Source organism: Amycolatopsis nigrescens CSC17Ta-90 (genome assembly GCF_000384315.1).
Taxonomy (GTDB): Bacteria; Actinomycetota; Actinomycetes; order Mycobacteriales; family Pseudonocardiaceae; genus Amycolatopsis; species Amycolatopsis nigrescens.
Window position 1 is genome coordinate 2,048,727 of record NZ_ARVW01000001.1, and the last position, 19,895, is coordinate 2,068,621.

At 68.5% G+C, this 19,895-nt stretch carries 19 protein-coding genes; 9 read left to right on the top strand and 10 right to left on the bottom strand.

The features are described 5' to 3' along the window. Positions 1–26: 26 nt before the first annotated feature. Together AMYNI_RS48945 and AMYNI_RS0109355 are read left to right on the top strand one after the other, a co-directional pair. A complete protein-coding gene (locus AMYNI_RS48945) occupies positions 27–179 on the top strand; it encodes a VOC family protein (protein ID WP_157357313.1) in 153 nt (50 codons plus the stop codon). After that, entirely contained in the window at positions 176–1,111 is a 936-nt protein-coding gene (locus AMYNI_RS0109355; protein ID WP_020667744.1) for a Gfo/Idh/MocA family protein, read from the top strand. The genes AMYNI_RS48945 and AMYNI_RS0109355 overlap by 4 nt, the downstream gene beginning before the upstream one ends. On the opposite strand, the gene AMYNI_RS0109360 is transcribed toward AMYNI_RS0109355, so the two are convergent. Together AMYNI_RS0109360 and AMYNI_RS47135 are read right to left on the bottom strand one after the other, a co-directional pair. Then, the gene (locus tag AMYNI_RS0109360; protein ID WP_020667745.1) at positions 1,070–1,642 is read right to left on the bottom strand and encodes a GNAT family N-acetyltransferase; all 573 of its coding nucleotides are present in this window, start codon (positions 1,640–1,642) and stop codon (positions 1,070–1,072) included. The two genes, AMYNI_RS0109355 and AMYNI_RS0109360, sit on opposite strands and share 42 nt — an antisense overlap. A gap of 74 nt (positions 1,643–1,716) precedes the next feature. Beyond that, positions 1,717–2,178 (bottom strand): GNAT family N-acetyltransferase, encoded by a 462-nt coding sequence (locus AMYNI_RS47135; RefSeq protein WP_020667746.1) that lies wholly within the window; start codon positions 2,176–2,178, stop codon positions 1,717–1,719. A 226-nt stretch (positions 2,179–2,404) separates the two neighbouring features. On the opposite strand from AMYNI_RS47135, the gene AMYNI_RS0109370 reads away from it, so the two are divergent. The 5 genes from AMYNI_RS0109370 to AMYNI_RS44210 all read left to right on the top strand — a co-directional run bounded on the left by AMYNI_RS0109370 (position 2,405) and on the right by AMYNI_RS44210 (position 6,806). Beyond that, positions 2,405–2,824 (top strand): hypothetical protein, encoded by a 420-nt coding sequence (locus AMYNI_RS0109370; protein WP_020667747.1) that lies wholly within the window; start codon positions 2,405–2,407, stop codon positions 2,822–2,824. A gap of 181 nt (positions 2,825–3,005) precedes the next feature. Further along, on the top strand, positions 3,006–4,130 hold the full coding sequence (locus AMYNI_RS44200; protein WP_245573906.1) for a PLP-dependent cysteine synthase family protein: 1,125 nt from the start codon (positions 3,006–3,008) through the stop codon (positions 4,128–4,130). Further along, the gene (locus AMYNI_RS44205; RefSeq protein ID WP_020667749.1) at positions 4,127–5,446 is read left to right on the top strand and encodes an MFS transporter; all 1,320 of its coding nucleotides are present in this window, start codon (positions 4,127–4,129) and stop codon (positions 5,444–5,446) included. The genes AMYNI_RS44200 and AMYNI_RS44205 overlap by 4 nt, the downstream gene beginning before the upstream one ends. A 20-nt stretch (positions 5,447–5,466) precedes the next feature. Further along, positions 5,467–5,835: a BlaI/MecI/CopY family transcriptional regulator gene (locus AMYNI_RS0109385; RefSeq protein WP_020667750.1), complete on the top strand. Its 369-nt coding sequence runs from the start codon at positions 5,467–5,469 to the stop codon at positions 5,833–5,835. After that, positions 5,832–6,806 (top strand): M56 family metallopeptidase, encoded by a 975-nt coding sequence (locus AMYNI_RS44210; protein ID WP_020667751.1) that lies wholly within the window; start codon positions 5,832–5,834, stop codon positions 6,804–6,806. The genes AMYNI_RS0109385 and AMYNI_RS44210 overlap by 4 nt, the downstream gene beginning before the upstream one ends. A gap of 9 nt (positions 6,807–6,815) precedes the next feature. Here the strand turns inward: AMYNI_RS44210 and AMYNI_RS0109395 are convergent, their stop codons facing one another. The 4 genes from AMYNI_RS0109395 to AMYNI_RS0109410 all read right to left on the bottom strand — a co-directional run bounded on the left by AMYNI_RS0109395 (position 6,816) and on the right by AMYNI_RS0109410 (position 9,061). Continuing rightward, positions 6,816–7,232 carry a peptidase inhibitor family I36 protein gene (locus AMYNI_RS0109395; RefSeq protein ID WP_084628334.1) on the bottom strand — a complete coding sequence of 139 codons (417 nt, stop codon included), beginning with the start codon at positions 7,230–7,232 and terminating at the stop codon, positions 6,816–6,818. Positions 7,233–7,367: 135 nt separating this feature from the next. Further along, positions 7,368–7,733: an arsenate reductase family protein gene (locus AMYNI_RS0109400; RefSeq protein ID WP_020667753.1), complete on the bottom strand. Its 366-nt coding sequence runs from the start codon at positions 7,731–7,733 to the stop codon at positions 7,368–7,370. 26 nt (positions 7,734–7,759) lie between these two features. Next, complete coding sequence (locus tag AMYNI_RS0109405; protein WP_020667754.1) at positions 7,760–8,518, bottom strand: SDR family oxidoreductase; 759 nt, start codon at positions 8,516–8,518, stop codon at positions 7,760–7,762. Positions 8,519–8,554: 36 nt separating this feature from the next. Beyond that, positions 8,555–9,061 (bottom strand): carboxymuconolactone decarboxylase family protein, encoded by a 507-nt coding sequence (locus AMYNI_RS0109410; protein WP_026360231.1) that lies wholly within the window; start codon positions 9,059–9,061, stop codon positions 8,555–8,557. 183 nt (positions 9,062–9,244) lie between these two features. Here AMYNI_RS0109410 and AMYNI_RS0109415 point away from each other — a divergent pair, with 183 nt between their 5' ends. Both AMYNI_RS0109415 and AMYNI_RS0109420 read left to right on the top strand, forming a co-directional pair. Continuing rightward, positions 9,245–10,147: an RNA polymerase sigma-70 factor gene (locus AMYNI_RS0109415; protein ID WP_020667756.1), complete on the top strand. Its 903-nt coding sequence runs from the start codon at positions 9,245–9,247 to the stop codon at positions 10,145–10,147. A gap of 104 nt (positions 10,148–10,251) precedes the next feature. Then, on the top strand, positions 10,252–10,839 hold the full coding sequence (locus tag AMYNI_RS0109420; protein WP_020667757.1) for a nitroreductase family protein: 588 nt from the start codon (positions 10,252–10,254) through the stop codon (positions 10,837–10,839). On the opposite strand, the gene AMYNI_RS0109425 is transcribed toward AMYNI_RS0109420, so the two are convergent. The 4 genes from AMYNI_RS0109425 to AMYNI_RS0109445 form a co-directional block, all read right to left on the bottom strand. Continuing rightward, positions 10,836–11,924 (bottom strand): SagB family peptide dehydrogenase, encoded by a 1,089-nt coding sequence (locus AMYNI_RS0109425; protein ID WP_026360232.1) that lies wholly within the window; start codon positions 11,922–11,924, stop codon positions 10,836–10,838. The genes AMYNI_RS0109420 and AMYNI_RS0109425 overlap by 4 nt on opposite strands. Before the next feature lie 205 nt (positions 11,925–12,129). After that, positions 12,130–15,015 (bottom strand): AfsR/SARP family transcriptional regulator, encoded by a 2,886-nt coding sequence (locus tag AMYNI_RS44215; RefSeq protein ID WP_020667760.1) that lies wholly within the window; start codon positions 15,013–15,015, stop codon positions 12,130–12,132. Positions 15,016–15,166: 151 nt separating this feature from the next. Next, positions 15,167–16,861, bottom strand: a complete 1,695-nt coding sequence (locus AMYNI_RS44220; RefSeq protein WP_051116290.1) for an ABC transporter family substrate-binding protein — start codon at positions 16,859–16,861, stop codon at positions 15,167–15,169. A 25-nt stretch (positions 16,862–16,886) separates the two neighbouring features. Next, complete coding sequence (locus tag AMYNI_RS0109445; protein WP_020667762.1) at positions 16,887–19,892, bottom strand: dipeptide ABC transporter ATP-binding protein; 3,006 nt, start codon at positions 19,890–19,892, stop codon at positions 16,887–16,889. Between the last annotated feature and the right edge of the window lie 3 nt (positions 19,893–19,895).

Genomic DNA, 19,895 nt, shown 5'->3' on the forward strand with positions numbered 1-19,895 from the left:
CGACCCCTCGCACAAGGAGTATTTCGATGGGATCAATGGAGTCCTCGATCGGCCAGCTGGCGGAACTCGGCGCGAAGGTCGTCGTACCCGCCACCGCGGTCGGTGACGTGACCACTTTCGCCCGGCTGGCCGACTCGTGCGGCGGCCTGTTCTCCGCGCCCGGATCGGAGCAGTCATGAGGATCGCCTTGCTGGGAACCGGATTCGGGCAGGCACACGCCGCCGTCTACGCCGCGCGCGAGGATGTCGAAGTGGTGATCTTCGGCCGGGATCCGGACAAGACCGCCACGGTGGCCGGCCAGTTCGGCTTCGCCTCCTCCACGGCACTGGAGCAAGCCTTCGACGACGACTTCGACCTGGTCGACATCTGCCTGCCGCTGCCGCTGCACGCCCCGATGACGCTACGAGCGCTGGAGGCGGGCAAGCACGTGCTGGTCGAGCTGCCGCTGGCCGGCACCATGGAGGACGCCCGCCGGGTGGTCGAGACCGCCGAGCGCAACGACCGGCAGGTATTCGTGGACATGTTCGAACGGTTCATCCCGGCCAACCGCGCACTCTTCGACGCTGTCCAGGACGGCACCTACGGCCGCCTGGAGCAGTTGACGCTGTGGAACCTCACCGCGCCCCTGTGGCCGGGGGCCTCCCTGGGACTGAAGGCGCTGCCGCTGGAGGCCATGCACAGCGACATGGACATCATCACCCGCACCCTCGGCCAGCCACAGACCATCGAGATCGCCGTCGTCGCCCGCGACCAGGACCACGCCAGCATCGAGGCGACCTTTGGCTTCGACGGCGCGTTCGCCCGCGACTCGGTCTCCGCGCTGATGCCGATGCCATGGGGCGCGCGCGGCGGCTACACCGCCACCTTCACCAACGGCGTCCTGGATGCCACCTCGACGATGGGCTTCGACGGCAAACCCACCGGCACCCTCACCGCCTACACCCCCGACGGAACACGCGAACTGGAACTGCCACCCGCCGACCAGTACACCGCGATGATCGACCACGTGCTGGCCTGCCTGCGCGGCGAGCAGGCCAACGAGATCGGACCGGCCACCGTGCTGGACGCACTACGGCTCACCCTCGACATCGACCGCAGGATCAACGGATGAAAGACCCTGTCCGGGCCAGGTGCACACGAAGATCAAGTCGAACCCGTCGAACCCCCGGTCGTCGAGGTGTTCCGCGCGGGCGAGACCGGCGCGGACGGCGACTCGCTGGGAAGCGATGTTGTCAGGGCGGACCCTGGCGACCACCGGATGGGCAGGAAACCGCGTGGTCGCCCACCGCACCACCTCGGTCGCCGCCTCGCCGGCGATTCCCTCGCCCCAGCGGGGTGGCGCGATGCGGTAGAACAGGTTCAGAATTCGCCGTTGCCGGAGCCGCATGAACTTCAGGCCGCAGAATCCCAGCTGAGGTTCCGCAGCATGACGTCGGATGACCCAGTAGCCGAACCCGAAGTTCCGCCAGTGCTCGTCCCATCGCCGATAGAGGTTCTCCGCTTCGACGCGGGTCGCCAGGCTGTCGGACGGGTTGTGCGCGCAGGCCAGCGGATCACTGTGGACGGTGAAGATCGCATCGATGTCGCCAGGTGCGGGGCGGCGCAGCGACAACCTCTCGGTCAGCAGTTCCTCATGGCTCACCAGAGCCACCGTAGCGAGTCCGGCGGGGAGAGCGCGTGGTCTCTCCCCGCCGGATCTCAGCCGCGCTGCACGAGTTACGTCGCGTAGTGGGTCATGCAGATCGTTTCCGGCGCGAAACCCAGGGATGCCCAGAACACCTTGGCATCGCCGTCGTGCAACCAGGTTTCCAGCCGGATCGGGTCACCGGCGCCGTGCTCCCGCAGCCAGGCCATAGCAGCCTTCGCCAGCGCGGTACCGATGCCGCGGCGGCGCTCCTCCGGGGTGACGTAGCAGGTCTCGATCTCGCCGGTCAGCCCGGGCAACAGGCCGTCGCCGGCGCTCAGCGCGCTATTGACGAAACCGGCTATGCGACCTTCCCGCACCGCGATCAAGCAAAAAGCCCGTTCGTGCCAAGCGAAAGCGGACAGCATGTGCTCGACCCGCCGCAGCTCGACGGAGGTCATCGGATCGCCGCCGGGCAGCTCACGGCCCAGCCGATCCCACAGACGTGCGACCGCCGGACCTTCGTCCTCGCGGATGCGTCGTATTTCCAGCATTGTTTCTCCTCGTCCCAGTCGTCGAAGTGCTGATGGCGACCTGGGCGAGGAGGCGCGCGAGCGCGATGATTCTAGAGTCAACCTGGCATGTGGATCAGCCTACCAGCGCCGCGCGGCACCGAGTTCCGGAAAAGATCGGCGAGTGTGTCGATCCCCGACCTGCCCCGTTCGACCTTGGGGTGAGCGGCCCGCGAGCGGGCCGGACCACCTACCGAACGAGGAAAACATGACCAGCACCGACCTCGACGTCCTGCTCGGCTCCTGGAAGCTCACCGGGCGCACCCACAAGGCCGACCACGACGACATCACCGGAGAGCTCACCGCGACCCGGATTCTGCCCGGCCCGCTCCTGCACCTCAGCGGCAGCATGCGGTTCCGCGACACGGAGATCCACAGCCTCGAACTGATCTGGCCCGACGAGCCCACCTCCGAGTTCGCCGCGCACGTGTATTCCGGTTCGGGTGCCCCGTTGAACTACCGGTGGAGCCGCGACGGGGACACCCTCACCCATGCCGGCCACGGGATGACGTACACCGGCACCATCAGCCCCGACGGCGCCACCATCACCGGCACCTGGCTGGCCGATCCGGACCGGCCGGACATGGCCGACGCCGCGTACGACGCCACCATGCACCGGATCACCTGAGCACCCGGCATCGACGAGCGATCCCTTGCACAGCACCGATAACCGGCCGATATGGCACCGGTGCGATGACCCGTTGGTATTGGTCCATACCAGTGAAACGTAGCAGCTTCGTACTAGTTGGCTTAGTAGAAAGCTACCTTTTGGGCTGGCCCATTCCCTGCGTGAACTGCGAGGTGGCATCGTGCTGGACCTGCCGGGCTGTGTGGATGATGTCGTTGGCACCATTGGTGGTTCGCCCTTGGTGGGCCTGCGCCGGCTAGCCGGTACGCATGGCGCGGCGGTGCTGGCCAAGCTCGAACGCTGCAATCCGGGCGGCAGCGTCAAAGACCGGCCCGCGTGGTACATCGTCCGCCGCGCCGAGCAGAACGGCCTGCTGTCCCCTGGCGGCACGATCATCGAGTCCTCGTCCGGAAACTTCGGGATCTCGCTGGCGATGATCGGGGCCGCCAGGGGGTACCGGGTGATCGTCATCGTGGACCCGAAGACGACCGCGGCCAATCTCGCGATGCTGCGTGCCTTCGGTGCCGAGGTGATCGTGGTCGACGAGCAGGACGACACCGGCTCTTACCACAAGACCCGCATCCTGCTGGCGAACCGGCTGCACCGGGAGATCCCCGGCTCCTTCCGCCCCGACCAGTGCTTCAACCCGCTCAACGCGCAGGCGCACTACGCCGGCACCGCGGTGGAGCTGATCGCACAGGCCGGCTCGGGCCTCGCCGCCGTGGTGCTGACGGTGAGCACCGGTGGCCAGCTCGGCGGGATGTCGCGCTACCTGGCCGAACACGCGCCGCACGTCCGCGTGGTGGCCGCCGACGCGTACGGGTCGGCGATCTTCGGGGACCTTTCGCACGCCTACCTGATCCCCGGTGTCGGCCTCGGCTGGACGCCGAGCAACATCGACGACCTCTCCCGCGTCGATTCCATCTTCAAGGTTTCCGACGAGGACGCCTTTCTCGCCTGCCGGGTGCTGGCAAGGCACGAGGGCATCCTGGTCGGCGGCTCCACCGGCGCCGCGCTCTGCGTCGCCCTGCACCTGGCCCAGCAGTACGGTCCGGACCGGGCGGTCGCGCTGCTGGCCGCGGACAGCGGCGAGCGTTACCTGCAAACGATCTTCGACGACGGCTGGCTCACCGAGCGCGGGCTGAGCGCGGACACCTCGATGGCCGAGCTGCACCGGCGAGTGGACCGGCTCACGCCGTACAGCGTCTGTCCACTTGAGACGGCCAATTACCGGCCCGAGCTGGCCGGTGAGCTCGAATCGCCCTACGCCGCCGGGCTCGCCGTCTCCGGCGGGACCCAGCGGTGACAACGCTTCCGGCCGGCCGGACCAGCGCGGTGGCGCTACCGGCCTTCCGCCGGCTCTGGCTGTCCAACACCGCCGACGCCTGGGCCGTTTCACTGCTGCCGATCGCGGTCTCCCTCGCCCTGATCCACGGTGGCGGTGGGGCCGCGGCCCTCGGCCCGGTGCTGGCCGCCAAGACGCTCGGCTTCATCATCGCGACCGTGCCGGGCGGCATGCTCGCCGACCGGCGGTCCCGCCGGACGACGATGGTCACCGCCTGCCTGGCCCGGACCGGCGCGGCCGGCGCACTCCTGCTCACCCTCGACGGCCCGAGCTGGCTGGCCGCGGGCTGCGTACTGCTCGTCGGCGCCGGTGAGGGCGCGTATCGACCTTCCTACCAGGCGATGATCGGCGACGTGGTGCCCGAGGCGGCACGCCAGTCCGCCAACGCCCTGTCCACCATCACCTTCCGGCTCGCGCTCGTGCTCGCACCTGCCGCGGCGACGGCGGGCACCCTGTGGGCGGGACCGCGGGCGGTCGTCGTGCTGGCCGCCGTGCTCTGGTGCCTGGCCGCGCTGACCGTGTCGAGAGTGCCCGAAAACCCCGCAGGATCTTGCGGGACACCCGCACCCGATCGATGGAGGCATGCGCAAAAAGCCTCGCATGCCCCCATCTCAGACGAAAGGGTTTCCCAGTCCGTGCTCGGCCAGTTCGCCGACGGTGTCCGTGAAGCCCGCCGCCACCCCTGGTTCATGGCCGGGCTGGCCATGCTGACCCTGGTGCTCAGCGTCGGGGAGGCGACCCAGCTCGTACTGCTGCCGGTGATCAGCAACGACCGGTTCGGCACCGACGCGGTGTATGCCGCCGCGTTGACCGGTTACGCGGTCGGCGCGCTGGCCGGTGGGGTGGTCATGACGCGCTGGCGCCCTCGCCGCCAGGGCCTGGTCGCCGTTCTCGGGCTCGCGCTCTACGCCGGTATTCCCTTCGCACTGGCGTTTTCCGCATCCGCCTGGCCGGTGGTCGCCGCGTACGTGCTGGCCGGTGCCGGCATGGAGCTGTTCAACGTCCCGTGGTTCGGCGCGGTGCAACGGGAGGTCCCGGCCGGGCTGCGCGCCCGCGTCTCGGCACTGGACTTCCTGGTCTCCTATTCGCTGAGCCCGCTCGGCCTCGCACTGGTGCCGATCGCGGTGACCGCACTCGGCACGCAGCCGACGCTGACCGGCACCGGCGTCATCGTGCTGCTCGCATGCACCGGCACGCTGGCCGTTCCGGGCATGACCGGCTTTCGCACTCCCGCTTCGGGCGCGGATAGACCAAAATCAGCGGCAGCCGAGCCGTGACCACCAGCGGGGGAGAAACTGTGCGGAGCTTCGGGGACCTGGAGTCGGTCATCATGGACCGGCTCTGGTCCTGGCGACGGCCCGCCACCGTGCGCGACCTGGAACGAGACCTCCGCACCGAACGCGACATCGCCTACACCACCGTGATGACGGTGATGGACAACCTGCACCGCAAGGGCTGGCTCACCCGCCGCCAGCAGGGCCGGGCCTATCTCTACGAGGTGACCTACACCCGCGAGCAGTACGCCGCGCACCTGATGCACGAAGCGCTCACCCTGAGCCAGGACCACAACACGGCCTTCACCCACTTCCTCGGCCGGATGAGCCAGGAGGAGTCCGACGCGCTGCGCAGGGCACTCGGCGACTACGAGCGGGACCACGACGCATGATCGTGGCGGCGTTCCTCCTCGGCTACGGCCTTGCCCTGGCGTGGATCGGGCCCCGCCTGCTGCCACCGCTGGGCGCCGCCCGGCGTGCTCCCCTGCTCGGCATCCTCACCTGGCTGATCGCCCAGCTTTCGGTGGTGGTGTGCTGGCTGCTCGGCGGAATGCTGCTGGCGGTGCCCGACCTGCTGGTCGAGAGCTGGCTCGGCCAGGTCTTCAGGTTCGGCCCGCACCCGCTGCGGGAGACCGTGTCCGGCCCCCACCAGGCGGTGCAGGTCGCCGGCGGGCTGCTGGCCGCGGCCACCCTGTGCCGCATCGGCTGGTGCGTGACCGCGGCCCTCGTCACCGGGCACCGCTACCGCAGACGCCATGCCGAGGGCATCCGCGTCGTCGGGCGACGGCACCAGAAGCTGGACTGCTTCGTGGTCGACCACGGCCCGGCGATCGCCTACTGCCTGCCCGGCAGGCAACGCCTGATCGTGGTGACCAGGGCGGCGCTGGACGCACTCACCCGTGCCGAGCTCAACGCCATCCTCGGACACGAGCGCACCCATCTCGTCGAGCGCCACCACATCCCGTCGACCGTCGCCGGCGCGCTGGCCCGCGCGTTTCCGCTGCCGCTGTTCACCACCGGGGCCACCGCGATCCGCGCGCTGCTCGAAATGCGCGCCGACGACGTCGCCGCCCGCCGCCACGGGCGCAGGACGGTGGGCACCGCCCTGCTGTCACTGGCGAAACAGGCTCTGCGCCACCCCACAGTGGTCAGCGAGCCCGGCTACCTGCTGGCCGCGGCCGAGGTACACGTGCTCGTCCGGCTCGAGCGGCTGCTCGGCGCTCCCCAGCGGTGGACCAGCCACCTGCGGGCCCGCCTGCAACTGCTCACCTGCTCGGCGATTGTGGGCTTCTGCTCGGCCTGCGCCCTGCCCGTCGCCGCCGCCACCGCGGTGCACCTCGTCCTCTGTCCACCGGGTGGCTGAGCGGCAGCGCTACGGAGCCTTGATGCACTCCACCTCGTCAGCGGTGGGGTTGTTCACCCGCGCAAACCATTCCCCCGGCTTCGAGATATAGGTGACCCGCTCGCCGCCGTCCGTGTCCCACCAGCGCCAGTAGTAATTCGTCTTGTTGATCCAGGAACCGGTTGAGTCGGCCACGTTCGCCAGCGGCTGCCGCACGTCGAGCAAACACCTGAACCGCCAAGGATCCGGGCTCTTGTAGTCGTACACGGTCCAGACGCACAGCTCATTCGAGAAACAGTCCTCGGGAGCCATTGGCTGCACCTGCCCCGAATTGGCGCTCGCGGCTTGCGCAGGCGCCGCCGCGATGACACCCGCCCCGATACAAGCGGCCAGTGCCAGCGTGCGTCGTTTGACAACAGATACTCGAACACCGAAATTGTCCACCATTTGCACCGCACATCCCTTCCGATTCTGCCGATCCCTCGACTCATCGTCGATGACTCGACTTTTATACCCAGTCGCCCGGGGAGGGGTCCCGAAAGGAACTGTTTCAAGATCGGGCCGCGGTGCCGGAATTCGGCACTAAAGGATCTGCCGGAGCGAGTCCTCGTCCCTGCCGAGAACCGCGGTGGCGCCGTCGATCAGGATCGGCCGCTCGATGAGCACCGGGTTGTCCACCAGCAACCTGATCCAGCGTTCGCGGTTCGCCGCATCCCGCGGCAGGTCCGCGACGCCGAGCTCCTTGGCGACCGGCTCCTTCGTGCGCGCGATGTCCCACGGCTCCCGGCCGAGCTTGCCGAGCACCTCGGTCAGTTCGACCGCGGTCGGTGGGGTATCGAGGTAGCGCCGCTCGGTGTACTCCGTGCCGGCCTCGTCCAGTGCCTTCTTCGCCGCCCGCGACTTGGAGCACCGCGGGTTGTGCCAGATCTCCATCCCGCCATTGTCCATGCACAGTCCATCCGAGCATGCGTTCGTCAGGGCTGGGTGTCGAGCCACAGCTGGAAGGTGGGGCCGGCCAGCTTGGCGTGCGGGCCGGGCAGGAGACCGCCGGCGGCGGCGTACTCGGCATCGGGCAGATCGGGGTTGTCCACGCCGACGACCTTGATGTTCCGGCGGGCGCCGAGGAGCTGGGCCGCCTCGGCCACGGTCTCCCGGCGGGGCCCGGCGATCTCGGGAATCGGCGTTCCGGGCGCGGGCTCATCCGGGTCGGTGGCAAGGTCGACCAACTCCTCGGCCACGGTGCGACCGGCCACGAGCTGGCTGGGCCATGCCGGGACGTAGGCCACGTCGCCCTGCTGCCATTCCAGGAGCTGACCGACGAATTCGTGGAACTGCGCGGCACGCAGGATTCGGACCGGCAGCAGCCCGGACAGGTGGAGTTCCTCGTGCACCTTCTTGGCGGCGCCGAAACCGGCGGTGGCCCCGTCGATGCCGATGATGGATGCCACGGTGATCCGGGCGACTCCCGCCCGCTGGCCTTCCTCGTGCAGGTTGCGGGCCGACGTGCGGAAGAACTGCGTCGCCGCGTCCTCCTCCGAGGCGTGCCACGACGCGACGTCGATGATGACGTCGACCCCGCTAAGTGCCTCGGCGAGACCGTTACCGGTGATGATGTCCACGCCGGTGGCCCGTGAGATGGGCACGACCTGCTGCCCCCGTTCGACGAGGACGTCGACGACGTGGCGTCCCAGCCGCCCGGTTGCTCCGGCCACGGCGAACTTGCTGGTGCTCATGTTCCTTACCTTTCTCCAGTGCCAAGGGGTTGCCGGTCAGTCGCGGTAGTTCCGGCCGGGCGGCATACCCGGGATCGGTTTCGCGATCAGGGCGGCCGGGGTGAAGAAGCCGATATGAGCGATCGCCATGATGAGCGACCAGAGCGCCTTGTCGTCGTAGTGCTCGGACGCCTTGGCGTACAGCTCTTCGGGGACGCGCTCGCGGAACGGGTTCGGCAAGAGGACGGCCTCCACGAGCTCCAGTGCGACCCGTTCGGCGTCGCTGAAGTAGGTGGCGTCCCGCCAGGTCGCCACGGCGGTGATGCGGTCCTCTGCTTCCCCGGCCTCGCGGAGGTTGCGGGTTTCCCGGATGGTGAAGTACGTGCTGCCGAGCAGCTGCCCTGCGCGGAGCTGCAACAGGCTGACGGTCGTCCGCGGAATCGGGCCGTCCTGGATGACCTTGTGCAAACCCGCGGCGACTTCCGCCATCTCAGGGACGAACGGGATGGGGTTGGGCATTCGCGACCGGAGGTTCTCCTGCTCGGGTGGCGTGGGTGTGGTCATGGTCTTCCCTTCTCGTGTTGCGTCGCCGTTCGGCGTCTTGGCGACCACGAGACGTTGGCGTCCGAATCCCCGTGACAGCGCGGTCTTGTGACGTGAGCCATCGATCGTGGGTGTCACAAAGCGGCCGGGACCGGCGTCTCGTGCGCGTGACACAAGGTCAACGGCGAACAGGCAGGAGCCAGCATGAGCGAGCGCACCGGACGAACCACGGACGCCGCCACCGAGGTGTTCGTCGCGCACCGCAACCTGCTGTTCACCGTGGCCTACGAGATGCTCGGTTCGGCCGCGGACGCCGAAGACGTGCTGCAGGAGACCTGGCTGCGGTGGGTGGGCGTCGATCTCGACGTCGTGCGCGAAGAACGTCCCTATCTGGTAAGGATCGTCACCCGGCTGGCGCTGGACCGGCTGCGGGTGCTCGGCCGGCGCCGGGAGTCCTACGTCGGCCCGTGGCTGCCCGAGCCGTTGCTGACCGCACCCGATGTGGCCGAAGACGTCGAGCTCGCCGAGAGCGTCTCGATGGCGATGCTGCTGGTGCTGGAGACGCTTCAGCCGACCGAGCGGGCGGTGTTCGTGCTGCGGGACGTATTCGCTCTGGACTACGGCGAGATCGCCGAAGCCGTCGGCAAAACTCCCTCAACGGTCCGTCAGATCGCCCGCCGGGCACGGGCGCACGTCGCCGCCCGCCGGCCACGCGGCGACGCCTCCCCGGCCGAGACCCGGGCCGCGCTCGGGGCCTTCCAGCGCGCGGTCGAAACCGGTGACCTGCAAAGCCTGCTCGACATCCTCGCGCCGGACGTGGTCGCCCTGAGCGACGGCGGCGGAATCAAACACGCCCTGCTTCGACCCGTGGTGGGAGTCGACCAGGTGGCTCGCCTGCTGGCCGCCGGCTGGTGGAAGCGCGGCGGCGAAAGGTCGCTACAGCCGGTGCAGATCAACGGTGGCCCTGGCCTGCTCGTCCGAGTCGACGGGGAGATCGACGGCGTGCTGGCGGTGCGGTTCGAAAACGGCTACATCACCGGCGCTTACCACGTGCGCAATCCCGAGAAGCTGTCACGTGTGGAGCGGGAGACCGCGGTCAGCCGCTGAGCCGGACGACGAGGATTTAGCCAGCTCATCAGGTATCGAAACTCCCCTGAAGTTGCTGTATTTTGAGGTGTCGTACGCCCAGGGCTTCCGGTAGGAGTGATTGCGTGGACTTCGCGAAAATCTTGCGGCGACGCCGCATGGTACGCAGCTACCGGCCGGACCCGGTCACCTCTGAGCAACTGGAAAGGATCGTCGGCGCGGTCCGGCACGCACCCAGCGCCGGATTTTGCCAGGCGCACCGGTTGTTCGTAGTGACAAAGAAGGAAACCCGACGGGCGATCGCCAAGCTTTCAAACGAGGAAAAATACTTCGTCAAACCCTGGCTCTCGAATGCGGCTGCGCATATAGTCATAGGTTTTCGCGAAGGCGATTATCACGATCGCTACCAAAAGCCCGACAAGCTGCAAGAGGACGGCACCGAGATCCCATGGCCGGTGCCGTTCTGGTATGTCGACGCCGGCGGCCTTGCCATGCTGATCCAGCTGGCCGCGATCAACGAAGGACTGGGAGCGGCCTTCGTCGGACCGACGGACTGGGGACCGTACCGCGAGTTGCTGGAGATCCCGGACGACGTCACGACGATCGGTATCGTCCTGATCGGCCATGCCGACCCCGACGAGCCAAAGCACATGAACACGGACACCCTCAAACAGCAGCGCAGGCCGACCGAAGACCTCGTTCGCTGGGACTAGGACCTGTCCGTCGGCGGGCCCACCGCCGAGATGCCGAGCACGATCTCGTCGGCGGGGTCGCACTGGATCAGGTCTTCGAGGCACTCGTCGCGTAACGCCGCGGTGTAGGTGATGTGCAGCCCCAGCGCGGCGGCGGCCAGATAGACCGTCTGGCTCAGGTGGCCGAGGTCCATCATCATGATGCGATAGGTGCGGCTGATCGGGTACTTCCACTGACAACGGTCGATCACGCTGGTGTAGATCAGGAGCGCGGCGGCTCCGGCGACCCAGTCCTGGTCGCCTGCCGCCGCGACGATCTCGGCATCCGAAATGGCGCCGGTACCGAGCCGTTCCAGCGCGTGGCCACCGCCGTCGTAGTGGTAGAGCGAAGGTTCGAGTCCCTCGACGTTCCGGGCATAAACGTAGATTTCGGTGGGGTGCCGTGCTCCGCCCGACGGGCTGGTCTTGAACACGTTCCCGTTTTCGGCCATCGCCGGCCGGTCGGGCAGTTCCGTCGGCCGCCCGGCGATGTCCAGCAACGCGCCCAGCGCCGACAGCTCGAGCGGAGAGTCGCCGAATTCCCGGTTGCTGCGGCGCTGGTACAGCACGTCTGCGAAATCGTGGAGTTCCCAGCGCGCCGCGGCTCTGAAGGGCAGCGAAATGCGAGGAACGTCCGGGTATGGCTTGAAAGGTGGAGGCGGCGGCTCCTCGAGGAGCTTCTCCCGCACCTGAGCGCGCGACTCGTCCACGGTGACGAACGGCGTGGACCGGTGGGAACGGGTCGCGAAATGAAACGCCCGGGTGGACGGACCCCAGGCCGACCATGACCGCAGCACTCGCTGCTCGGCGCGGTGGCGCGGGGAGTCCTCCTCGATCAGGATTTCGCGGCCGAGCATCTGCTCGGTGAAGGTCCGCAAGCGGGCACGGGCAGCGGGGTCGGGATCCAGCTCCTCGATCGAGGACACCTCTCGCCACGAGACGAACCAGCGAAGAACGCGTTCGGTGCCATCGGTCAGCGCGAGCTGCCGATGCCCGAGATAGTCGTCCCAGACCAGCCTGCCGTCGTCCCAGAACATGCTCCCGCACGCCGAGACCCGTACTCGCATGCCGCCTTCCTCCGAACTCCGGGGCAGCAGCCTCGGAGCCTCACTGACTACCCTGAGACGTGCGGGATCCAGATGATGATGTCGTCATACTCGCCCTGGTAGGCCTCGAATGCTTGGACCTCCGTGGCCTTGGCTTCCTGCTCCACTTCGCGCGCACCTCCTTCCCATTAGCGACGAACCGGTTCTGACCTGTGTACGGAGTGGTTCAGGTGATCGGATTCTGGCTGTTGCAGTCTTCGAGCTGGCGGCGTACGTCCTCAGTCTCGGGTACCCCGAGGTCGGTGTAAAGACCGAGTGCATGTTGCCAGTGGCGGCGGGCGGCCGGCAGCCGACCGAACTTGCGGTGGGCGTCGGCGATCCCGCGATGGGCACGGGCCTCCTCGTGCCGGTTGCCGATCACCCCGCTGATGGCGAGCGCCTGCTGGTGGTGCGCGAGAGCGTCGGTGGGACTGCTGGTGGCGGTCTCGCCGAGCCCGTTGAGCACCTCGGATTCGAGGTCGCGATTGCCGGCTTCGCGAGCGAGCGCAAGCGCTTGCTCGAGGTGGGTGAGCGCCTGCTCGACCCGACCAAGGCCCCCGTTGACGAGCCCGAGGCCGTATAGGGCGTAGCCCTCGATGTGGCGATGGCCGGAGCGCTGTGCGAGGGCCAGCCCCTCCTCGAGGTAGATCAGGCCCTCGTCATAGCGCTTCGCGTGCCAGCAGACGAGGCCGAGGTTGTCCAGCGCACGGCCTTCGACGTCGCGGTCGCCGGCCTCCTTGGCCAGGGTCAGCGCCTGCTTGAGGTAGACGTGCGCCTGGTCGAGCTGCCCCATCCGCCAGTAGACGAGCCCGACGTCGCCCACCGCGCGGCGTTCCAGCACCCGGTCGCCGACCTCGCGGGTGAGCTCCAGCCCCTCTTCGAGGTGGATGAGCGCCTGGTCGTAGCGCCCCAGTCGCCAGTAGACGATGCCGAGGCCGTGCAGTGCCTTCGTTTCGAGGTCGCGGTCGCCCGTGTCGCGGGCGGTGGTGAGGGCGTGCGTGTGCAGGGTCAGCGCTTCATCGCGGTAGCCGCCGATGTCGAGATAGCGGTACAGGATGGTGGACAGGTAACCGGTGTAGGCGTGCCAGCCCCGGCTGTCGGCGTGGGCGGCCGCGGCCAGCAGATTGTGCCGTTCGGTCTCCAGCCACGACCATGCCTCGTGGGAATCGGACAGCGGCGGAGCGGGCGTGCCGGGTGCGCTGACGACGGGCCGGTGGTGTTTCTCCTTGGGGTACACGGCGTCCATCGCCGCGGACGCGACGTGCAGGTAGTGGTCGAACATCCCGGTCAGTGCCGCGCACCTGCTGTCGTCGGTTTCGGCCTCGGTGACGAGCTGCGCGGCGTAGGCACGCAGCAGGTCGTGGAACTGGTACCGGCCGGAGGTCGGCTGCCGGAGCAGGTGCACGTCCAGCAGCTCCTCGAGCAGCCGGTCTGCCTCGTCGAGCTCGATACCCGCCAGCGCGGCGGCCTGGTAGGCGTCGAAGTCGGTGCCGGGGTGCAGGCCGAGCAGCCGGAACAGGCGCTTGTGGCCCGCATCGAGGTGCTGGTAGGAGAGCGTGAACGCGGCGGCGACGCTGCGGTCGCCGGTGGCCAGCTCCCGCAGCCGCTGCTGGCCCCGCATGCGCTCGGCCACGTGCCTGATCGTCCAGGTCGGGCGGGTGCGCAGCCGGGACGCGATGATCCGGATCGCCAGCGGGAGGTAACCGCACAGCCGCACCACCTCGTCGGCCCAGCCGCGCTCGGCCGTGACCCGCTCGTTCCCCACCGCACGGGCGAACAACGTGACGGCTTCCTCCGGCCGGAGGACGTCGGTGGAGAAGGTGTGCGCTGCTTCGAGGTCGCTGAGCTGCTGCCGGCTGGTGATCAGCACCAGGCACGCGGGGTTACCGGGGAGCAACGGGCGCACCTGGGCCGCGCTCGCGGCGTTGTCCAGCACCACCAGCGTCCTGCGGTTGGCCAGCTCCGCCCGCCAGAATCCGGCCCGTTCCTCCAGCCCGTCCGGAATCCGTTCACCCGGCACGCCGAGCTGGCGCAGCAAGGTGTCCAGCGCGGCGGCCGGTTCGGTTGGTTCGTGCCCGGCGGTGTGCGCGTGCAGGTCGATGAACAGCTGCGCGTCGGGGTACCGATCGGTGAGCTGATGGCCCGCGTGGATGGCCAATGTCGTCTTGCCGACCCCGGCCATGCCGTCGATGGCGTTGATCAGCACGGCCAGGTTGGCGCCCTCCACCATCGGCAGCGTGGCGATGAGCTGGTCGAGCTCGAGATCGCGCCCGGTGAAGTCGTCTATATCGCGAGGCAGGTAGTTGCAGCCGGCCGGCCGGGCGGTTTCCTGCGGGCGCTCGGCGACCTTCCCGGTGAGGACCTGCTGGTGCAGGCGTTGGAGCTCGTCCCCCGGCTCGATCCCCAGTTCGTTGACCAGCGCCCGCCGTACTGTCTGAAACGCCTGTACCGCCGCGGCCGAGCGGCCACAGCGGTACAGGGTGAGCATGAGCTGGCCGGCCAGCCGCTCGTCCAGCGGGTGCGCCACGGCTCTCGCGGACACCTCCACCAGCAGCTTGGTGTGCAGGCCGAGGCGAAGCGCGACATCGTTGCGGTCGAGCTCGGCGGCCAGCCGTTCCTGGTCGAGCGTCTCCCGCATCGCGGCGAACCACGGGGTTTCCAGGGTGGCGAAGGCATCTCCGTGCCACAGTCCCAGCACCTGGTCGAAGACCGCCAGAGCACGAGCGTCGCCCTCGATCTTGCGGGCTTGCCCGACCAGTTCCCGGAAGCGATGCAGGTCCACCGCCGCCGGGTCGACCGCCAGCAGGTACCCGCCAGGCCGGCGGGCGATCCGGACATCGCCGACGGCCAGTATCCGGCGAAGCCGGGACAAGTAGCTGTACAGCGTCTCGCGGGGCCGATGGGGCGGGGAGCCGCCCCACACCCGGTCGACCAGCTGGTCGACCGAAACCGGCTGGTTGGCGTCGGCGAGCAAGGCCGCGAGGACATACCGTTGCCGCAGGGAGCCAACATCGATCAGCCGGCCGTCGTGGTGTACCTCAAGATCACCAAGTACCTGGAACTCCACCGTCACCTCGACGCCCTGGAAGTGAGCACTCCCTCGTACTGGCATAGCAGCTACGAGAAAGTGATTCAAGGTCTATCCACAGCAAGTCTAGACAGCTTTACGACAGGAGTGGCCGTGTCCGGCTCACCAATCGCAAGGTTACGCAGAGTACCTGAGGTCAGGCGGTGAAGCCGACCTTCGTCCAGTCCGGCGTGGCGAACCCGAACGCGCCGAAATTGGCCACGTTCGACCGCACGCCGATCGCGTCGGGACGCTGGTAGAGCGGTATCGAATGGAATTCCCGCCAGATCGCATCGTCGATCCGGTTCCCGAGCTCCATCCGCTTCTGATCGTCCAATTCCGCTTGCGCCACCCGGAAAAGGTCACCGATACCCTGGGTGTCCGGCACTCGCCCGTAGTTCCGCCGCACCAGGTTCGGATCGTAGGTGTAGATGTCGCTGATCTGACCGAGCGGGAAGGGCGTGCCGAGCCAGGACATGTTCAGCAAGTCGAAGTTGCCGACCGTGAGGTACCGGTTCTGCCAGGAGTCCAGGTCGACCGTCTCGACGGTGATCTTGATGCCGATCTCCCCGAGCTGGCGCTGCACGAGCTGGGCCTCGTCGGAGCTCACCTTGACCCCGGCCGGCACGACGAACCGCAGCTCCAGCGGCTTGCCGTCCTTGGTCCGGACACCGGTGCCCCCGTCGACCCAGCCGGCCTCGTCCAGGAGCTGGGCGGCCTTGCCCTTGTCGTAGCCGTATTCCGTGCCGTTCTGCCGGTAACCCTGCTGCCCGCCGACGTAGATGTGGTTCTGCAGCGGGGTCGCGTCCGGCACGATGGGACCGAGGATCGCCCTGACCAGGGTGGTCCGGTCGATTCCCTGGAAGACCGCCTGCCGGACCTTGAGATCCCGCAGCGGGCTGCCTTCGCGGGCCCCGACGTGCAGCACCCGCCAGTTGGGGGACAACGCCTTGCGCACAACCGCGCCCGGGGTCTGGCTGATCGCCTGGAAGGACGGGACGCTGGAACCGATGTCGATGGCGTCGAGCGCGCCGCTGGCGAAGGCCTGCGGACCCGCGTCCTGGGTCGCGACCTGGAACACGATGACGTCCAGCTTCGGCTTGTCGCCCCACCAGGTCGGGTCGGCCTCCACGGTGACCGTCTTCGCCGCGTCGTCGATGTTCTTCATCCGGAACGGTCCCCCGGTCACCGGGACCTTGCCGATCCAGCCCTTGTTGAACTTCTCCGGGGTGTCCATCTCGGCGGCCGGATACAGGAACTGGATCATGCCCTTCCACTCGGCGTACGGCCTGGCGAAAGTGATCTTCACATCCTGGTCGTCCGCGCCGCGTTCCACCTTCGCGACATTCTCGAACCCGGCGGTTACCGCGGGTTGGAAGCCGGGGGTCTTGCCGCTGTTGGCGTTGACGGCGGCCTCGAAATCCCGCCAGGTGATGGGCGTGCCATTGGACCATTTGGCCCTGCGATTGATTTTGATTTCCACCACTTGGGGGTCGCCGGAAATGACCTCGGCGGATTCGACGTAGTTCTTGTTCACCTCCACCGAACCATCCGCTTTCCCGACGAAGGGCTGGGGCATGATCGGCCGGAGCAGCCGCTGGACGTCTCCGAAGGCACCTTGGGCGTGCTGGTAGTTGTACTGCTGGATGACGCCGGTGAGCGGGAAGGTGAACGTACCGCCCTGCTTGACCTTCTCCGGCGGCTGCTCGTTGATGTCGATCGTGCCCTGCTGACGCACCTGGATGTTGTTTCCCTGGCCGTTACCGGTGCCACCACCGCAGGCGGACAACGCGAGCGCGGCGACCACGGCACACACCAGCGGAGCCAGTCCTCGGTGCCGGGTTCTCGTCACAGCTTCCTCCTTCGTCCGCAAGCCCTTACGCGTGGTGACACGAGTGCCTGTGGTCACCGCCCTGTTGCCGCGAACGTGGTTCCCGTTCGATGCACAGTGCCCGTTTCCTATCGTCCAGGGCGGTGAAGACGAAACACCGCGAACGGAAACGACAACCGGATGGCGGATCGGCCGGGTCCGGCAGCTCACCAGGGAGCACGATGCGTTCGCGGTGCCGCTCGACCGGAGGATCGGGAATGGGCACCGCGGAGAGCAGCGCCCTGGTGTACGGGTGCGCGGGCGCGCTGAACACGCGCGCGACCTCGCCGATCTCCACGATCTGCCCGAGGTACATCACGGCGACCCGGTCGGCGAGCTGCCTGATCACCGACAGGTCGTGCGTCACCAGCAGGTAGCACAGCCCCAGCCGGTCCCTGAGCTCGGCCAGCAGGTTGATCACCCCGGCCCGGATGGAGACGTCCAGCGCGGAGACCGGTTCATCGAGCACGATCAGCTTCGGCCGCAACGCCAGCGCCCGCGCGATGCCGATCCGCTGCCGTTGCCCGCCGGAGAACTCCGCCGGATACGCGCTCGCGTGCTCCGGTCGCAGGCCGACCAGTTCGAGCAGCTCCGGCACCCGCTCGGCGATGGCCTGCCGGTCCGCACCGTGCACCCGCATCGGCTCGGCGACGAGTTCGGCGACCGGCAGCCGCGGGTCCAGCGACGCCATCGGATCCTGGAACACCACCTGGAGGTCGCGGCGCACCGCCCGCCGGCCGGCGACGCTCAGCTCCGCCACGTCCTCGCCGAACACGCTGACGCCGCCGCCCGCCGGCGCGGAAAGCGACAGGATCTCCAGCAAGGTCGTGGTCTTGCCGCAGCCCGACTCCCCGACCAGGCCCAGCGTTTCGCCCTCGGCCACGTCGAACGAGATACCGTCCACCGCGCGCACGGTGCCCACCTTGCGCCGGAACACGCCCCTGGTCACCGGGAAGGTTTTCACCAGGTCCCTGACCTCGAGCACGGTGTCGCGCCGCTCGCGGGGAGCCAGCACGGCCGCCTGCGCTGTGGTCTCGGTGGTCTCGGTGCCGTAGATCGCGGCGGCATCGCCGTTCGAACCCGCTGTCTCGTCGGTACGAATGCAGGCCGCCCGATGTCCGGCACCGACCTCGACCATGCCGGGCTCGGCGTCGCGGCACGCCTTGACGGCTATCGGGCAACGCGGGGAGAACGGGCACCCCGGTGGCAGCTCCGCCATCGACGGCGGCTGTCCCTCGATGGGCACCAACGGCCCGTGCCCTGGCGCGTCCAGCCGGGGCACCGAGCCGAGCAGGCCGAGCGTGTAGGGCATCCGGGGGCGGGCGTAGACCTCGTCGACCGGGCCGGCTTCCACCGCCCGGCCGGCGTACATCACCAGCAGGCGGTCGGCGAATCCCGCCACCACGCCGAGATCGTGCGTGATCAGGACGATGCCGGCACCGGTGACCTGCTGCGCGGTCTTCAGCACGTCGAGGATCTGGGCCTGCACGGTCACGTCCAACGCGGTGGTCGGCTCGTCGGCGATGATCAGGTCGGGATCGTTCGCGATCGCGATCGCGATCACCACCCGCTGGCGCATCCCACCGGAGAACTCGTGCGGGAAGGCCCGTGCCCGGCGGCGCGCGTCCGGGATGCCGACCAGTTCGAGCAGCTCGACCGCGCGCTCGGCGGCCGCCCGCTTGCCGATCTTTCCGTGCACCAGCAACGCTTCGGCCACCTGGTCGCCCACCGTGAAGACCGGGGTCAGCGCGGACAGCGGATCCTGGAAGATCATCGAGATGCGCTTGCCGCGGATCGCGGACAGCTCGGTGTCGGACAGCCCGAGCAGTTCCCTGCCCCGGAACCGCACGGAACCCGACACGTGCGCGTGGTCCGGCTGGAGTCCCAGCACCGCGAGCGAGGACACCGACTTTCCGGCGCCGGACTCACCGACGATGCCGAGCACCTCGCCCGGCCGCACCTGGTAGTTCAGTCCGCGTACGACGTGCACCTGGCCGGACTCGCCGGGGAAGGAGACTTCGAGACCGGAGACTTCGAGCAGCGGAGCGGCTTCACTCGACTCGGACGCGGTACCGACGCTCGCGGGCGTCGGCGGGGCGGCTGCCGCGGTTTTCTGCCAGCCCTTCTCCTTCCGCCTCGCGTTCGGATCCAGCGCGTCACGCAGGCCGTCCCCGACGAAGGTGAGCGCGAGCACGCTGACGATCAGCGTCAGGCCGGCGGGCAGGAACAACCACGGCGAGGTGAGCGCGAACGGGTAGCCGTCCCGGATCAGGGTGCCCAGCGAAACGTCCGGCGGCTGCACGCCGAAGCCGAAGAAGCTCAAGCCCGCCTCGGTCAGCACCGCCCAGCTGACGTTGATGGTCGCGTGCACGATCAGCACCGACGAGATGTTCGGCAGGACGTGCCGGACGATGATCTTCCCCGGCCGTTCGCCCATGAACTGGGCCGCCCGCACGAAGTCCTGTTCGGCCACCGTCAGCGTCATCCCGCGGACCATCCGCGCGGCGATCATCCAGCTGAACCCGGCGAGCGCGAGCACCACGACGAACCAGTTCCCGCCGGGAAAGACCCGGCTCATGATCGCGAGGATCAGGAACACCGGCAGCACCAGCATCAGGTCCACGAACCACATCAGCACCCGGCCGGTCCGTCCGCGGAAGTAACCGGCGGAGGCGCCGACGACCGCGGCGAGCACGGTGGACAGCAGCGCGACCAGCAGCCCGATGGACAGCGAGCGCTGCAACCCGGCCATGGTCTGCACGAAGATGTCGCCGCCGATCTGCGTGGTGCCGAACCAGTGCCGGGGGCTCGGCGGCTCCAGAAACGCGGAGTAGTCCTGGCTGTCATAGGTCCACGGGGTGAGCTTCGCGCCGAGAAACGCACCGAAGAACAGCACGGCGAGCACGACCAGGCCGAGGACGGCCGGCCAGCTTCCCAGTAACCGGCGCAGGACCACGCCCCGCCTGGTGACGACCCGGCCCGGCTCGCTCGGCCCGGAAGGTGTGGCGGTCATCGC

Bases quoted from the DNA above. Each gene is read 5' to 3' on its own strand.
- AMYNI_RS0109410 (WP_026360231.1), bottom strand. From the start codon at position 9,061: ATGACCACACCCACGCCACCCGAGCAGGAGAACCTCCGGTCGCGAATG.
- AMYNI_RS0109445 (WP_020667762.1), bottom strand. From the start codon at position 19,892: ATGACCGCCACACCTTCCGGGCCGAGCGAGCCGGGCCGGGTCGTCACC.
- AMYNI_RS0109370 (WP_020667747.1), top strand. From the start codon at position 2,405: ATGACCAGCACCGACCTCGACGTCCTGCTCGGCTCCTGGAAGCTCACC.
- AMYNI_RS44210 (WP_020667751.1), top strand. From the start codon at position 5,832: ATGATCGTGGCGGCGTTCCTCCTCGGCTACGGCCTTGCCCTGGCGTGG.
- AMYNI_RS0109415 (WP_020667756.1), top strand. From the start codon at position 9,245: ATGAGCGAGCGCACCGGACGAACCACGGACGCCGCCACCGAGGTGTTC.
- AMYNI_RS0109400 (WP_020667753.1), bottom strand. From the start codon at position 7,733: ATGGACAATGGCGGGATGGAGATCTGGCACAACCCGCGGTGCTCCAAG.
- AMYNI_RS0109425 (WP_026360232.1), bottom strand. From the start codon at position 11,924: ATGCGAGTACGGGTCTCGGCGTGCGGGAGCATGTTCTGGGACGACGGC.
- AMYNI_RS0109395 (WP_084628334.1), bottom strand. From the start codon at position 7,232: ATGGTGGACAATTTCGGTGTTCGAGTATCTGTTGTCAAACGACGCACG.
- AMYNI_RS0109405 (WP_020667754.1), bottom strand. From the start codon at position 8,518: ATGAGCACCAGCAAGTTCGCCGTGGCCGGAGCAACCGGGCGGCTGGGA.
- AMYNI_RS48945 (WP_157357313.1), top strand. From the start codon at position 27: ATGGGATCAATGGAGTCCTCGATCGGCCAGCTGGCGGAACTCGGCGCG.
- AMYNI_RS47135 (WP_020667746.1), bottom strand. From the start codon at position 2,178: ATGCTGGAAATACGACGCATCCGCGAGGACGAAGGTCCGGCGGTCGCA.
- AMYNI_RS0109355 (WP_020667744.1), top strand. From the start codon at position 176: ATGAGGATCGCCTTGCTGGGAACCGGATTCGGGCAGGCACACGCCGCC.